The 15,878-nt window shown below is 42.8% G+C and carries 12 protein-coding genes; all 12 read right to left on the bottom strand.

The window, feature by feature from the left end; translation table 11 throughout:
- Positions 1 to 23: 23 nt before the first annotated feature.
- The gene (gene gatC, locus VMW39_02855; GenBank protein HUW22959.1) at positions 24 to 350 is read right to left on the bottom strand and encodes an Asp-tRNA(Asn)/Glu-tRNA(Gln) amidotransferase subunit GatC; all 327 of its coding nucleotides are present in this window, start codon (positions 348 to 350) and stop codon (positions 24 to 26) included.
- Positions 326 to 2,509: a UvrD-helicase domain-containing protein gene (locus tag VMW39_02850; GenBank protein HUW22958.1), complete on the bottom strand. Its 2,184-nt coding sequence runs from the start codon at positions 2,507 to 2,509 to the stop codon at positions 326 to 328. Before VMW39_02850 ends, gatC begins: the two co-directional genes overlap by 25 nt.
- A gap of 164 nt (positions 2,510 to 2,673) precedes the next feature.
- A complete protein-coding gene (locus tag VMW39_02845; GenBank protein ID HUW22957.1) occupies positions 2,674 to 4,659 on the bottom strand; it encodes a tetratricopeptide repeat protein in 1,986 nt (661 codons plus the stop codon).
- Positions 4,656 to 6,197 (bottom strand): Do family serine endopeptidase, encoded by a 1,542-nt coding sequence (locus tag VMW39_02840; protein ID HUW22956.1) that lies wholly within the window; start codon positions 6,195 to 6,197, stop codon positions 4,656 to 4,658. The genes VMW39_02845 and VMW39_02840 overlap by 4 nt, the downstream gene beginning before the upstream one ends.
- Before the next feature lie 167 nt (positions 6,198 to 6,364).
- On the bottom strand, positions 6,365 to 9,016 hold the full coding sequence (locus VMW39_02835) for a glucodextranase DOMON-like domain-containing protein (GenBank protein HUW22955.1): 2,652 nt from the start codon (positions 9,014 to 9,016) through the stop codon (positions 6,365 to 6,367).
- Positions 9,017 to 9,231: 215 nt separating this feature from the next.
- Positions 9,232 to 10,365 (bottom strand): four-carbon acid sugar kinase family protein, encoded by a 1,134-nt coding sequence (locus tag VMW39_02830; protein ID HUW22954.1) that lies wholly within the window; start codon positions 10,363 to 10,365, stop codon positions 9,232 to 9,234.
- Positions 10,366 to 10,460: 95 nt separating this feature from the next.
- Entirely contained in the window at positions 10,461 to 11,990 is a 1,530-nt protein-coding gene (metG, locus tag VMW39_02825; protein HUW22953.1) for a methionine--tRNA ligase, read from the bottom strand.
- A gap of 8 nt (positions 11,991 to 11,998) precedes the next feature.
- Positions 11,999 to 12,829 (bottom strand): stage 0 sporulation family protein, encoded by an 831-nt coding sequence (locus VMW39_02820; GenBank protein ID HUW22952.1) that lies wholly within the window; start codon positions 12,827 to 12,829, stop codon positions 11,999 to 12,001.
- Positions 12,830 to 12,926: 97 nt separating this feature from the next.
- On the bottom strand, positions 12,927 to 13,865 hold the full coding sequence (gene holB, locus VMW39_02815; protein ID HUW22951.1) for a DNA polymerase III subunit delta': 939 nt from the start codon (positions 13,863 to 13,865) through the stop codon (positions 12,927 to 12,929).
- Between the two features lie 114 nt (positions 13,866 to 13,979).
- Positions 13,980 to 14,618: a dTMP kinase gene (gene tmk, locus VMW39_02810; protein HUW22950.1), complete on the bottom strand. Its 639-nt coding sequence runs from the start codon at positions 14,616 to 14,618 to the stop codon at positions 13,980 to 13,982.
- Positions 14,619 to 14,807: 189 nt separating this feature from the next.
- The gene (locus tag VMW39_02805) at positions 14,808 to 15,320 is read right to left on the bottom strand and encodes a type II secretion system protein (GenBank protein ID HUW22949.1); all 513 of its coding nucleotides are present in this window, start codon (positions 15,318 to 15,320) and stop codon (positions 14,808 to 14,810) included.
- A 10-nt stretch (positions 15,321 to 15,330) separates the two neighbouring features.
- Positions 15,331 to 15,878: T9SS type A sorting domain-containing protein (locus tag VMW39_02800; GenBank protein ID HUW22948.1), on the bottom strand; the 548-nt coding region annotated here is incomplete at its 5' end.

Here is a 15,878-nt window from a genome sequence, read left to right as displayed (position 1 = left end):
GATGAACAAACTATCTTTTAATTTTATTCTATTATTTTTTTTACTTTAAAGTGACTAGATTCCACTTCCGGAGCATTGGCTAAAATCTCTTCCTGCTTCAAAGACGGTCTTACCTTGTCCTCGCGGAAAACATTCGATAAACGCAGCACATGGGAAGTAGGTTCTACTTTTTCTGTATCGAGCTCATTAAGTTTATTAATATATTTCAAAATATCTGCCAGTTGCTTTGTATACTTTTCTTTCTCGTCTTCGGTCAGCTTTAATCTCGCTAACCTGGCAACATATTCAACTTCCTTTTTAGTAATCATTTCCCCTCTCTTCTCTTTTATATTTTCTCTATCGGTGCATATTTTACTAAAAATTTTCTCCACTGACCATTTCCGAAAAGAACAATAATCTTTATATCATCACCAGAACCACTCCGTTCCAATATTTTGCCCATACCGAACTCCTCATGCCTCACTCGAGCACCAACCTGCCACTCATCAGCTTGAGCCTGGCTGAACAGAGAGGAACAAATATTTTTGCCTTTAGCCTCATCAGGAGAAATTTCTCCCTCTAAGAGACCTGCCTCCTCTTTTATGAGGCCAGCTTCTACCACAAAACGAGAAGGCTCATTCCACCTCCACTGTCCATAAAGTCGCCTCTGGCTTGCTGAAGTCAGATAAAGCCTCTCCTTGGCTCTGGTCATTCCCACATAACATAGTCTCCTCTCCTCTTCCATCTCTGCCTGGTCATAAAGGGCATCGGCATAAGGAAAGAGCCCCTCTTCCAAACCGGTAACGAAGACCACAGGAAATTCCAGACCTTTAGCTAAATGGAAAGTCATCAGAGTCACCCTATCATTTTCCTCATCCCAGGTATCTATATCAGCAATTAAAGACACCTGCTCCAGAAAAACCTCTATAGTCTTATTTTCTGACTGCTCTTCAAATTCTCCCACTGCAGAGACCAATTCTTTTACATTCCCAATTCTGCTCTCGGCCTCAACAGTATCTTCACTGGCAAGTTCATTTAAGTAACCTGTCGTCTCTATTACCAAGCGCGTTAACTCTTTCGCCGTTAAGTTTCTACTCTTCTCTCGTAACTCCCCAATCAGGTTTATGAAATCTTCAAGACGAGAAGAGATACGCACAGAAACTGTCTTAATCTCGCGAACTTTCGTGAGAGTTTCAAAGAGCGATTTCTGGTATCTATGAGCATATTGTTCTAAATAGTTCAAAGTTCTCTTGCCTATGCCACGACGGGGGACATTAAGTATCCTTTTCAGACTAAGAGAATCCAGGGGATTGATTATAATCCTTAAGTAAGCCAAAATGTCTTTTATCTCCTTTCGCTCATAGAATCTCATGCCTCCCACAATGGTATAATTTATTTTAGCTTTCCTGAAAGCATCTTCCAGAACCCTCGACTGTGCATTCGTCCGATAGAATACTGCAAAGTCTCTAAGAATGTGCTCTTCTTCCATCAATCTAATCATTTCTTCTGCCACCAGATTAGCCTCATCGATTTCGTTATCCACTTGGGCATACTCCACAGGCATTCCCTCTTCCCGATTTGTCCACAGTTTCTTCTCCTTCCGATATCTGTTATTCTTGACCACTTTCCAGGCCATATTGAGAATATTCTTTGTAGAACGATAATTCTGCTCCAATTTTATAACTTTAACATCTTCATAGTCTTTTTCGAAATGCAAGATATTGCGCAGGTCTGCCCCCCTAAATGAATAGATAGATTGGTCATCGTCACCAACAACGCATATATTCTTATGTTCTGAAGCTAAAAGTTTAGTCAATAGATACTGAGCGTGATTGGTATCTTGATACTCGTCAACCATAATATATTGGAACCGCTCCTGGTATTTCTCCAATATCTCTTTTTTCTCTTTAAAAAGTCTAACCACCTCCATCAAAAGGTCAGCGAAATCTAAAGCAGAACTCCCTTTAAGCTTCCTCTGGTAAAGTTGATAAATATCAGCTACAACTCTACGGTAGTAGTCATCAGAAGCTTGAGCATAAATAGTAAATGAATCGGCATCGACCAGATTATCCTTAGCCCTATTTATGAGTGCTTGAGTTACTGTTATCTTAAATCTTTTCTCATCAATATCTAATTCTTTCATACACTCTTTGATTAAGTTCAACTGGTCCACCTCATCGTAGATGATGAAGTGTCTACTCCCACCAATCTTATCAATTTCTTCACGTAGAAGCCGTGCCCCAAATGAATGGAAAGTAGAAATCCAGACGCTCCTCCCCTTACTTCCCACCAAGCGGTCCACCCTTTCCCGCATCTCTCCTGCTGCTTTGTTAGTAAAAGTAACCGCCAGGATATTCCAGGGAGAGATACCCCTCTCAATTAGATAGGCTATGCGATAAGTAATTACTCTGGTCTTCCCCGAGCCCGCTCCGGCTAAAATGAGAAGGGGACCTTGAATATGTTCCACCGCTTCTCTCTGTGGAGGATTGAGGTCATTCAGTAAATTATAGCCTTTCGTTCTCTTCTCCATAAAACCAGAACTCCTTTTTTTCGTAACCACTCGCATCAGCAAGATTTGTAGCAGCAAAGCGCAAGCTTTGCCTGTCTGTAGGGGACGGACTCTGTGCCGTCCCTTCCTTTGGGCGACCACGGAGTGTCGCCCCTACAATGCAGAGCTTCGCTCTGCAGCTACATTTATTGCACCATCTTCTCAATCATTATCGTGGCTTTATAATTATCGGGGTCAAGCTCCAGAACCTTTTTGAATTCATCAGCAGCTTCTTTAAGTTTTCCTACAGTATAATAACAATATCCTAAATTGAAATGGGCATCAATCATACCGGGATTGATGGCAATCGCCTTCTGATAATTCTCAATCGCCTTCTGTTTATTTCCTAAAGTAAAGTAGATATTTCCCAAATTATTCCTTGCTCCTGGAAGTTCAGGGTTCAATCTACAGGCTATCTCAAAATTCTTGACAGCTTGTATCCAATTCTTCTCCTTTGCGTAAACCCATCCCAGCCTGTAATAAGCCAAAGCATTATAGGGATCGGTTTTAACAGTTTCCTCAAGTGCTACAATTGTCTTCTGGGGGTCAACTTCTTTCTGCTCAAAGAAACTGACCTCTTCTGTCAATAACTTGTGGGCACGAAAAGGTTTAACTATTCCCTTTATAGAGAGTATTCCCATACAGAAGACAAGCCCAATTATAGTTAGCTTTAAAGCTCTTGGCCAATCTATGGGCACCATTATCTCTCTCTTACACTGGGAAGCCAAGAGGCCAAGCACAAAATAGAAATAGACTGCAGTTACAATGAACCGCATATTAACCGAAACAAAGCTATGTGCAAGAATTCCAGCGCTTGAGGCAAGCCACCCCAGAGTTAAAATTTTCTGGGACTTAAGACTCGAATCTTCCTTCAACAGTAGCCTCCCTTGAGCAAAGAAGGCAAAAATTGTCCAGATAAAGATGCCAATTCCAATAAGACCTGTTTCCGACCAGATTTCCAAAAACTCGTTGTGAGCATAATTGACAATAAACCTATCCTGCGGCAGAATTTTCAGAAGTTCCTCTGAGGCATAGCGGGGAAAATATATGTGAAATGCTCCAATCCCTACTCCCACAGGGTTATTGAGCCCCATTACCAATGTATCTCTCCAGATCAGTAAACGCTCAGTGCGCCGGGTGAGTATCTGGTGAACTTTGTCAGTTCCTGCTTCAATCGTCTTCTTATATTTTTGACTGGTGGACATTAATCCAAAATGTAGAAGAAAAATCAAAAACAAAGGAATAATAAATTTTAACTTTCCCTTCCAGAACTTCTGCCACCGCTCCCCTCCAACCTGTTTGCTGTAAAGTGTTACAAAAATCAGAAAGGAAATTATGAAGCCACCCCATGCCCCCCGTGTAGCTGTAAAGTATAAATTGAGAAGCAAAAGCAAAGTACTAAGACCAAATAGTAGTTTCCATATCTTCCTTTCAGTTAAAAACATAGAGAAAAATATTGGTAAACAAACTATTATGTAGCCTGCAAAGAAATTGGGATTGCCAAAAGTGGCAAAAGGACGCTGGTTAGGTCCATAATGAGCGATACCAAAGAATTCCCTCAGTGGAAGGTGAAGCCACTTATCGATACTTGAGAAAATTCCAGCCAGCCAGGAAAAGAGTGAAGTCAAAACATTTGCAGGACTCTTAACTGCCCAGAAGGAGCTAATTCCATTCAGCGAGACAAAGATACTTCCCAAAAGCCAGGCAGAAAGTATATAATTCAAGTTTCTTCTATCACGAATGTTGTTGGCAACGACAAAGAAAACGAACACACAAATTAGCATTCTCTGGAATTCATTCCTCGCTACCAACTTATCTCGGGAAAGTATGTAATAGAGAGAAATGGCAAGGCCATAGAAGAGGATGGGTAAATTAAGGAGGTTACTTTTGAGAACGAGCCGGCCCTCAAGCATCATCCTCACTATCCAGAAAACCAGAAGCAGGATAACGGATAGTTGCATCACAAAGAGCTTATAGCGAGTAAGTTTAACATCGATTGCCAAGGTAGAGAAGAGTACAAAAAATATGAATACTCCCAGGATAATTTTTTCTGAATAACCTGTTAATATTAAAGAAAGATTCGATTGCCTATCAGTCTCAGCTCTGTCAACAGACGAGCTACGCTTTCTCACTTTTGCTCCATATAGGTTATGTATACGGGACGACCCCGACGGACAATGTCAAAAATTACTCCCTGTGAAAGGTCTACTTTCTTAACCACTTTCTTAAACTCTTTACAATCTACTATGGATTGCCGGTTTATACTCCTTATCAAGTCACCTTCCACCAGACCCATCTCTTCAGCCTTGCTCCCAATCTCAATTTCCACAATTATTATTCCTTTTCCATCTTCGATACCGTAGTTTTTGGCCAAAGCAGGGGTTAATGTTTCTACCTTCATACCCAACCACTCTTCAACTTCTCCTTCCCCTATTTCTTTTTTTTCTTCCTTTACTTTTGCCTCCTCAGTCGTCTCTGGCATTTCTTCCAATTTTATGGTGAGTGCGATTTCCTTTTTTTCTCTAATTACCATTACTTTTACCTTCTTTCCCGGTTTTGTTCTGGACACTACTTCCTGGAGGTCCCTCACGCTTTCAACTTTATGGTCTTCAATTCTTATAATCACATCACCCCTGTTCATTCCCCCTTTCTCTGCAGCAGAGTTTTCTATTACTCTATTTACCAGAACCCCTTTTGTGTTGGGAAGGCTAAATTGTTTGGCTATAACTTCGTCCACTTCTCTTATCTCTATTCCCAACCATCCACGCACAACCTTTCCCTTTTCGATTAACTCATCGAGAATCTCTTTTGCGTTATTAATGGGAATAGCAAATCCTACGCCTGCAAAAACTCCCGTGGGAGCATAGATTGCTGTGTTTATCCCGATAACCTCTCCTTTAATATTAACCAGTGGACCACCACTATTGCCCCGGTTAATGGAAGCATCAGTCTGAATCATATCTCTATACTCTTTACCTTCAACATACAGCGACTGCCTCTTCGCGCTAACCACGCCCACGGTTAAGGTCTGCTTTAATCCAAACGGAGAGCCAATGGCTATCGCCCAATCTCCAATCCTTATCTTATCCGAATCACCGAGTTTAGCTACAGGAAATTTCTCCTTCGCTTTTATTTCAATTACAGCCAAGTCAGTTCTAGGGTCTTTACCGACTACCTTACCATCGTATTTTTTCTCCTCGCCATTAGATAATGTGACCTTAATCTCCTCTGCTCCGGCAATTACGTGGTAATTTGTCAATATATAGCCCCGGGGGTCGATAATTACCCCCGAACCAGTTCCTTCCAGCCGTCGCTTGAATTCCTTTTTCTCAGGCTCCGGCATCTTCTCTCTGGGCTTCCCAAAAAACTCATCAAAAAAATCTTCAAAAGGGTCGCCAAAGTAGAATTGATAATAAGGAACCTCTGTCTTCAGAATCTGCACGGCAGAGATATTTACCACCGCAGGCTTTACCGCCTCAGCCACATTGGCAAAAGCTTCTTGAAGCTCCATCACTCCATTAGGGACAGATACAGCTTCTTCAGAAGACGTCTCCTTCTTGGTTAGCAGTATCTCTTCTCCACCCATTTTTCCTTTACAGGTAAATCCCAAAAATAACGAAAGAAACAAAACCAGCGCCAACATCAAAATCCAAATTTTAGCCTTTCTCATTTTCCTCACCCTCCTTTACTCATATTTAAAAGATAATAATGTGGAGTCCTTGCGAAAGCAAGGTTGACTGGACTCTTCCGATTAGTCGGAGATTCCGTCTATCATCCCTCCCTTTCGGGAGGACTCCAGCCAATTTTGCACGGTTAAAACCGTGCCTACAATCTGCATTATCTTACTCTTATTGCAGGGATTTCCACTGCTTTATCTTTCCTGTAAACACCCAGTAAATTTTTCTGATTTTCTCCCCGAGGCAGAACGAGGTCGATAATATTTGGACTACTTCTTGTGTTATTATTTAAGGACAAGTAGGCACCCCCAAAGGAGAACTCATCGTTTGTTTGCTTAACCTCTCTCACCTTCCAATTTCGTGGTGCAGCCTCTCCGTCGTAAGCCAAGACCATTGGCAAATATCCCCAATTCCGAGGATCTCCACGGATTAACTTTCGGGGAACATAAATGGTAACCTCTCCTATGGTGGAATTGACCCTCACTTCCAGGTCTGTCAATTTAACCGGCTTGCCAGCCGAATCTATCTTATACATAATCTGTTGCCAGCCATCCACAGAGATTGCATATTCCCAGGCATCCTCAGCCCTGGCGTAAGCATTCCTTCCGGGAAGAAGTTGCATAGAGCCAGCTCCTGCCCTGTTATTCAAGTCAATGTAAACATCAATAATCTGTAAACTGAGACCAGAAGGAGAATTCCAGGGATTTTCAATTATCCCCAATTTAACCTTAAAAATCACATAATCCAGCCCTTCACTTACGGAAAACTCACGAATATCGAATGAGCCGGGCTTAAACACCGCATCGGCAGGATAAGTATAGGTGCCCGGTCCGTAATCATCACCAACAGGGTCGATAATTCTTGAAATAATTGCCCCCTTATGAAACAGCTCGGGAAGAATTATACTAATAGGTCCAAAAGGTGGCATACTCTCTAATTCCACGCCATCCTCTACTGCCACAGCAATCATTCCCAATGCTTCTCCAACTGAAACGTTAAGGTATTTAAGGGGTATCCCAATTTCTAATGAATAGGCTCCCACTGCCATAGAATAGATATCAGTGATAGGTTGCCAGGTATCTTTCCCTGTGGCACTGGAAAGGACTGCCCTTCCTCTCCCAGCCTCATAATCCAGAGTAAATTGGTTAAACCAAATTGCTACTTCGTTAGATAGTCCAAATCCCAATGTTCTCCCTGCACTAGGTTCTACGTAGCGAGTAGACAGATTATACTTACCCGCCCCGGGTGTCCCTATATAGAATCCAATGAAGAATTCCGTCCCCTTTCTTTCAGCGAGCAAATCTTTCGTATCCACCCGGAGATAGAGATTAAATCTATCGTATCCGTAGTAGATTTTATCGAATATCTCGCACCCCTCAGCCCGATAGTAGCCGGCATTATCCCATTCTCCTTCATCGATTATACCATCAATCTGGGGAGTAACTAAGTCTACAATTTCCCTCTCAGGGATGAACTCCTTCTGAGCAACAATTGGCTGGAACAGTCTCCCCGGCGGTTCGCTACCAATAGTCTGATAGACTTTAATCAACAAGCTCCTGTATTCCTGGTCAAAAATCTCATCCCTACCGGAATTCTGGTCTTCACCGTACCACCAGAACCATTTACTATCGGAGGCTTTTAAAATTGTTGCAAACGCTTCATCCAGCTTCTCAATTATCGCTCTACCACTATTTTTATAACCTTCCAAATCTGCCCTTGCTTCAGCCAAAAATTCCCAGGCGATATTTTCTTCTTCTTCGCCAATCCAGCTATCAAAATTTGCATTGACCAGAGAACCTGGCCATAGTTTTTTTATGCTCGCTACCGCAGGATAGTCTTCCAGATACTCTTGTACGGTAACAGTCTTTATTAAGGGGTCTTTCTCAAGTTGATTAAAAAGCTGACTTAAAAAATATACGCTCTCGTCATTATCTATAATTATGGTCACCAGAGGAGGGGATTTCTCTTTCCATTTCTGTTGAATGGAATAGAGACGTTCCATAAAATCCCCCACCGCTTCCTCTCCACTCATTAATGGATAGACAAGATTGATTCTATCGCTGAACATCCTGTCGCGGAAAATCATCGTTACTTTTCTTTTCTCCCCAGACACAATATAAGGCCGATACAGAAACTCAGGATTCAGGAGCCGGCCCTGGTCATTCCTGGAGAATTCAATATTCAACGAACTTTCCAGCACTTCCTCGCCAGAAGCCATCCATTCCAATCGACAATCACCAACAATCTCCAATACTTCCTGAGCTACCGCGCCTTCGGGAAGCCAGATCCCGCGAGGAAACTTGCCAAAATATTTCCGATAAAAGCTTACTCCCTTCATTATTCCGGCTCTAACATCTTCAGGATGTTCGTATTTCTTGGCAGGTAATGAAGCCTCTGGCATCGACACACTTACTAAATCCGTGTCATAAAGAAGCGGAAGAACGGGACGGCCGGGAGGCACCATTGCCACTGCAATCCGACCCGAGTCTTGCAGTCGTCTACAAATATCCACCGCTCCCAAACTCATATTCTCAACCATTTCCGGAGATAAATTGAAAGTCATTTCTGTCTGGGGATAACGTTCTAACAAGGCTAAAAGATTCATTATCGTTTGGGAATTAGCCTCACCCGCGCGTGGTATCTCCCCATCCCAGATAAGAGCGAGGCAGAGGAGCTGCCTGGGAACTTCGGGAGGCTTCAGAGGAACTCTCCTCACTTCTCTTTCCGCTGGCGGCACCCCCGCACAGCCCAAAAGGAAAAGAAGAAGAATCAATAGGAAGTATATCGGAAGTAGACTTAAAATTTTTCTCATTTTTTAAAATTCGCCTTTTGTAATAGACAGTCTTTTATTATACTAAATATTATTTTAAATTGTAAAGTACAAGAAAGAGGGAAATTCCTGCGAAAAAGGGGACAGGCTACTTTTTCTCCCTCTCTCGTCCAAGGGAAAAGGGTGGCTGAAAATGCTGGAGGGAATACCTATCCGGAAAGTTGTGAGATGGCCTCTGCCAGGAGTAAGCCAAATAACTACGAAGACCTACTATGGCCAAAAAATTGCACACATCTAATCAATGTTTCCTTGTCCCCAAACCCTCCCGGCTTCAGAATGAAGTTGTACTTCCCATCTAAAGTCCGACAGAAAGCAATCCCCGGTGATACAGCCGAAATAATTTGAAAGGTCTCTATCTTTAATGCTCGACAGATATTGAAAGCAGTATCTCCACCAATAAGAATTAGATTACGAAAGAATCCCCCTTTGCAAAGTCCTGTGGTCAAATAGACAATCGTTCTAATAATCTTCTCTGCATCGAGTTTGTGGTTACTCTTTTGAGGATAGATTAATATGTGTTTAGCATTTTTCGCATCCGGTATTTCCACTCGATTTCGCTCGAAATCTATAGGCACAGCCAATAAACTTTTCTTTCTCTTCAACTCTCCAATCTGTTCGTAGGTAACCGATTGTCCACTCCCGGAAATAATCAACACAGGTTTTGAACCACCAGTTACTGTCTTAGGTTTAACATCCCTGCTTGATCCCGCCTTCCCCCAGAATTTGACCAACTCCCCGGCCAGAGCGCTTGCTCCACATACAGTCGTGTAATCCGGGATTTCTCTGGCGATATTTTTTAAATCTCTTTGAGTCTTTGCATTATATACTTTAATCCTTTCAGAATGTTTCGATGTTTCTTCCAGCAAAGTGGGTATGTGAGCTTCATTAACTGGATTCCTGGGGTCACGAGCAAACTCCGTTTTGGTAACCAGTTTTCCCCAGACATAGTGGTAACCTTCTATTGTAGTCCTTCCTGTTTTGGGAAAAGCAGCACAAAAAGGAAGTTTTTCTATGTTCAACTCATCGAAAAGCGCGTCAATCTCCGCACCGACATTTCCCCGTAACGTAGAATCTATTTTTTTATAAATCCGTTCTATGTTTAATTTCCTGAAAAATCTCAAGACACCTTTAACCTTCTCGTAGGCTGTTTGCGGTTCATCTAACCTGCTTTCAGTATTCACCACAAGAACGTCCCAGTCAACATCAGGCTTCAGATTTTTGCAGAGGCGCTCTGAGTTAGAAGTATGGACAATTGTTCTCAAACCATAATCTGCAAAATGTAATCCCACATCGCCACACCCAGTCAAGTCATCAGAGATTACCCCAATCATTGACACTCTCCCTCACCTTTATCTTTTCCCCCATAGGAGTGTCAAACGAAAGTTTGACTGGTAGTCGGGCGACCATAAAGGTCGCCCCTACGCGATTACACTCCATTATATATCCTGGGAAATAAAGGCTTGCCTGCTTTAATCTTTGTCCCTGACTTGAGCCTTCCCCACTGTGCTTCTTCAATTTTCTGATTATAGATTTTCTCTTCCATCCCCAATCGCTCCCAGATTCTTTCCGCTGTCTGGGGCATAAAAGGAAGAATATAGAAAGTGACTACTCTCAAAGTCTCTAAAAGATTATATAACACAGTTTCCAGTCTCTTTCTATCAGTCTTTTCCAACTTCCAGGGAGCTGTCCTTTCAATGTATCTATTAGCATAATCGATAACTTCCCAAATAGCTCCCAGGACACTGTTCAATTCCAGCTTATCGTAATATTTGATGACTCTTTCAAAAAGTCCCTTCGCTTTTTGAATTAACTCTTTATCCTCTTTCTCCTCTCCACCCGGTTCAGGCACCCTGCCCTCAACATACTTTTCCACCATTGTCAGGCTACGACTCAGAAGGTTACCTAAATTATTCGCCAAATCAGCATTATAGCGTCTGATAAGTGCTTTTTTGGAAAAATCGCCATCCTGACCAAAGGGCACCTCTCTCATCAGGAAGTAACGGAATGCGTCCACCCCAAACTCCTCAGAAACTTCAACCGGATCAACCACATTCCCTCGAGATTTGGACATCTTCTTTCCCTCCACAGTCCACCAGCCATGCCCAAAAACCTTTTTGGGAAGAGGTATCTCCAGAGCCATCAATATTGCCGGCCAGATGATGGTGTGGAACTTGAAAATCTCCTTACCCACCAGATGAACATCAGCAGGCCAGAACTTTTCAAACTTTACTTTATCCTCTAAATATCCACAGGCAGTGAGGTAATTTATCAGAGCATCAAGCCAGACATAAACAGTATGTTTTTCATCAAAAGGAACTGGTATTCCCCACTTCACAGCCGTGCGGCTCACGCTCAAATCCCTCAGTCCTCCCTTAACAAAATTTACCATTTCCGCTTTGCGGAAGGGAGGCTGCATGAACTCAGGATTCTCATCAAAATAATTGAGAAGTCTCTTCTGATATTTAGATAGTTTAAAGAAGTAACTCTCTTCTTTCAGTTTCTCTGTCACTTTCCCACATTCAGGGCACTTACCTTGCTCAAGCTGTGACTCCAGATAGAAAGTCTCACAGGAAGTACAATACCATCCCTCATACTCTCCTTTATAGATATCCCCTTTCCGGTAAAGTTTTGTAAAAATTTCCTGCACTGTCCTTTCGTGTCGCTCTTCTGTTGTTCTGATAAAATCATCGTGAGAAATGTTCAGCTTCTCCCAGAGTTTTTTGTCCTCGGAAACGATATAATCTGCCCATTCTAAAGGCGTCTTACCTTTCAAACTGGCTGCCTGGGCTATCTTCTGTCCATGTTCATCAGTACCAGTAAGAAACAGAACTTCATCCCCCAGCCAGCGCTTGAAGCGGGCCACCACATCACAAGCTATGGTGCAGTAGGCGTGTCCGATATGCAGTAGGTCATTCACATAAAATATGGGAGTGGTGATATAGAATTTCTTAGCCATAGAAATTTTTAACTTTCTGATTTTTTAAATTTGAACTTCTCAAAAAATCCTGCCGGGGATACTTCCTTTCGAGGCAACTTCTTCGATATTCCATCCCCATATTCAACAGTGACTTCTCCCCGTAAAATATTGACTTCTTTAACCACTCCTATTCCATCCTCAGTAGCCACTTTGGAATTTATTTTAGGGAAGTTCTTTCTCTCTTCACGATAAAAATCGTTCTCATATGCCAGACAACACATCAATCGACCACAAACTCCGGAAATCTTTGCCGGGTTCAAGGATAAGTCCTGCTCTTTAGCCATATCAATGGAAACAGGCCTAAAATTTTTCAAAAATGAGCCACAGCAGATGGGAAGTCCGCATGGTCCAAATCCACCCAGCATCTTAGCCTCGTCCCGCACCCCAATCTGAACCATCTGTATGCGAGTTTTCAACAGGTACCCCAGGTCTTTAATGAGTTCACGGAAATCCACTCTTCCTTCTGCAGTATAATAGACAAACAATTTGTTGCAATCAAAAGTATAATCCACGCAGGTCAATTTCATCTTTAATTCGTGTTCTTCTACTTTCTGCATTACCTTTTGAAATGCTTCTTTTTCCTTACTAACATTTCTCTTTACCACTTCACAATCACCAGAGTCCATCTTTTTTATTACCCGATAAAGCTTCTTCTTACTGTGTTCAATCATTCTCTCCGGCGAGACAACTTCTCCCGCTTCCATCCCATTCTCTGTCTCCACCAAACACTTATCACCTATAGCCAGGTCTATTCCCTCTGGCAGGAAATCGAAAATATCCTTTGTTCTTCTTATCTGAACTCCCACAACAATGGGCATATTCTTCTCCTTTTAAAAAATGGCATATAACCCGGTAGCCGCCCCGATTTATGGGGTGTATAAAACGCAACCTAAAGGTTGCGACTACCAGATCATATCAGTCTTGGTAGCCGCAGGCTTCAGCCTGCGTCAATTTCAACAGCATTCCATCTATTGCTAAATTCACATTGACATTCCTCTTAATTAAATCGAGTGTTTCCATAACGATTTCTATCTTTTTCTGTTTTAGTATAGATGGGTTTTCCACAAATTTCCTGCCCAAATCCCCTAATAAAAAATTCAATAACTCCAGTGTAGATTCTCTATCTCGGGGAATTTCAGCCGAAAATTGAAATAGACTACCGTAACCTCCAATTAGAGAACCTCCCGTTTCAAAAATCTCCCTCAACCGTTCCCCAAACTCAGGAGTCTCTTTCTCCAGACAGTAAAGCGCTCGACCAATACTCCCTGAAGAAAACCTGGCCAAAGGGCGTGCCTCTTCAGGCGCCACTTCGTATTGGTCTGTCAGTATCTTTTCTATTAGAGTGCGGGGAATTTGCCTGAATAGTATCAGTTGGCAGCGAGAGCGAACAGTGGAGAGAAGACGGTAAATGTTCTCAGTGATGAGGATGAGAATTACTTGTGGAGGTGGCTCCTCTAAAGTCTTCAATAGACAATTGGCAGCCTCTTCGGTAGCACTGGCAGCATCGTCTATAATATATACTTTCCATTTTCCCTCCAGTGGCTTATAGGCGACCCTTCTCTGAAGCTTTCTAATCTGGTCAATGGAAATTGTCAGCCCACCCTCACGGGGGCCAATTAACTCCACATCTGGATGTGTTCCATTTTCAATCTTTCTACAGGAATCGCACAGGTCGCAGCCATCTGAGGAAGAGGAGCGGCAATTCAAGCCTTTAGCAAAGGCAATGGCAGTCGTCCGTTTACCAACACCGTCAGGGCCCATAAATAGGTAGGCGTGATGAGACCTGTTGTTCTCTATCGCCTTTTTCAATATATTAACAGCCACTTCCTGGCCAACAATTTCAGAAAACTTCATCTTAAAACTTTCTAACCTTCGACTGGTTTCTCGATTCCCACTTCTATGGAGTGTAAAACGCCCCCACCTCCCTTTCGGGTCACGTAGGGGCGACCTTCCATGGTCGCCCTCCATTTATTTTACCAATTTTTCAATAACTTTTACAACCTTTAAATGTGTCTTCTGCGGCGTTTCCTTCACTTTAATTAATTTAACCCGACCAGGCTCTCGGGAAGCAATCTCCAGATATCCTTTTCTCACTCTCTCATGAAACCTTATAGACTCCTGCTCCATCCTGTCCATCCTTCCCCGAGAGACTTTTCGGGCTCTGTCCAACCCCTCTCTCACATCGAGGTCAAGAAGAATAGTTAAATCGGGCTTCAAACCAGATGAGGCAATCCGATTCAACTCCTTAACCATTCGAATATCCAGCTTTCGTCCGTACCCTTGATAGGCAAGAGTAGCGTCGGTATAACGTTCACAAATCACTATCTTACCCTTTTGGAGTGCGGGAAGAATAAGTTCTGACGTATGCTGAGCCCTGCCAGCCTCATAAAGAAGGACTTCTGTAACTTTGGAAATTCTATTTTTGGGATTCAAAATTATCCTGCGCAGAGCCTCAGCAATGGACGTCCCACCCGGCTCCCTGGTGCGCACCACCTTATAGCCTTTCCTCTTTAAATAGCGAGCAAGCAATAGAGACTGTGTGGACTTTCCCGAGCCATCGGGTCCTTCCAGCGTAATGAAAAGCCCTTTTTTCTTTCTCTTGTTCATAAATCTTTCTTTTACCCCCTCACCCCAACTCTCTCCTCAAGGAAACTGCTCAATAACTCCATTTCAGGTAGCCGCAGGCTTTAGCCTGCGAAATTTTCTCGTCGGAGACGCAACCTAAAGGTTGCGGCTACCAAGAATTTCATATTTATCGGATAGCCACCCCACGCAAGAGGAATAAGGTGAGGGGAATTAACGATTGCGCAAAAACACTCTCTTTCTGGGGAAGGTTAGGCTACCCTGCTCGCCGCCGGTTCCCGGAGTCCGCACAGTCAATGTTGAGATATCCACTTGAGTTGGACTGGTCGTGGAATCGAGCACAAAATAGACTGAGACAAGGTCTTCCGGTATTAAGTCAGTACCAACAATAGTAACTCCATCATCAACTTCCCGTCTCAGACTGTCACCAACTTGAGAGTAACAAATCTGCCTGCCATCGATATGGGTGAATATTATCATTGTATTGGGCTCTTCACTTCCCCAGTTACCAACCACTATTTCCGTAACAGGCCTTGCCTGCCTGATAAACCTGGTCATCTCGTCCATAGCCACACGCGCCTTCTGTTGTGCATCAATCTGCTGACTGGTCTGCCACCAGGTTCTGTACGTATTGGTGAAGAACTTCATTATCCCGTATCCTAAAATACCGAGCAAAGCAACAACTATCATCAACTCTATAAGAGTGAATCCTTTCTGTTTTTCCATTTTACCCTCCTTATTTCACCACACATATTTTCTCTGTTGCGTTCTCTCCTCCTACCTCTATATGTACTAAGTAGATTCCGCTGGCTACGGTTGAGCCCTTTTCATTCTTTCCCGACCAGAGTTCCGTATGCATCTCCTGACCTTTATTCTCATTATCCACTAAACTCATCACCAGCTCGCCCATCAGGTTATAGATTTTTAGATTAACTTTGGCTGGATTTATTATAAAATACTTGATAGTCGCTGTCTTGTCTGCTTTCCTGGGATGAATCAAGTTGTTAGATATATCGAGTAGGCGGACAACCATTATCCCATCGCTCCAGCCCGACCAGGAGGCGCTCCAGCCACCACCACTCTGTGACATCACTCGAGCCTCATACGTCAAATTATATCCACATCCTGAAACGTTATAACTCTTAACGTCACCCACACTGCCATCAAATATTGTCCCATCTTCAGACCTCACCTGTAACCTATAATTATAGATTGCTGTTTCAGGGTCAGGATTATTCTGAGTCCAGTTAAAACGAATTGTAGTATTATACGTATACTCGCCCT

The organism is bacterium (assembly GCA_035530055.1).
Classification (GTDB): Bacteria; UBA6262; WVXT01; order WVXT01; family WVXT01; genus WVXT01.
This window is presented reverse-complemented; position numbering and strand designations above follow the sequence as displayed.

What these genes read in the sequence shown, in the direction of transcription:
- VMW39_02840 (HUW22956.1), bottom strand. Translation starts at nt 6,197, where the DNA reads ATGAGAAAGGCTAAAATTTGGATTTTGATGTTGGCGCTGGTTTTGTTT.
- tmk (HUW22950.1), bottom strand. Translation starts at nt 14,618, where the DNA reads ATGAACAAGAGAAAGAAAAAAGGGCTTTTCATTACGCTGGAAGGACCC.
- holB (HUW22951.1), bottom strand. Translation starts at nt 13,865, where the DNA reads ATGAAGTTTTCTGAAATTGTTGGCCAGGAAGTGGCTGTTAATATATTG.
- VMW39_02850 (HUW22958.1), bottom strand. Translation starts at nt 2,509, where the DNA reads ATGGAGAAGAGAACGAAAGGCTATAATTTACTGAATGACCTCAATCCT.
- metG (HUW22953.1), bottom strand. Translation starts at nt 11,990, where the DNA reads ATGGCTAAGAAATTCTATATCACCACTCCCATATTTTATGTGAATGAC.
- VMW39_02835 (HUW22955.1), bottom strand. Translation starts at nt 9,016, where the DNA reads ATGAGAAAAATTTTAAGTCTACTTCCGATATACTTCCTATTGATTCTT.
- VMW39_02805 (HUW22949.1), bottom strand. Translation starts at nt 15,320, where the DNA reads ATGGAAAAACAGAAAGGATTCACTCTTATAGAGTTGATGATAGTTGTT.
- VMW39_02820 (HUW22952.1), bottom strand. Translation starts at nt 12,829, where the DNA reads ATGCCCATTGTTGTGGGAGTTCAGATAAGAAGAACAAAGGATATTTTC.
- VMW39_02830 (HUW22954.1), bottom strand. Translation starts at nt 10,365, where the DNA reads ATGATTGGGGTAATCTCTGATGACTTGACTGGGTGTGGCGATGTGGGA.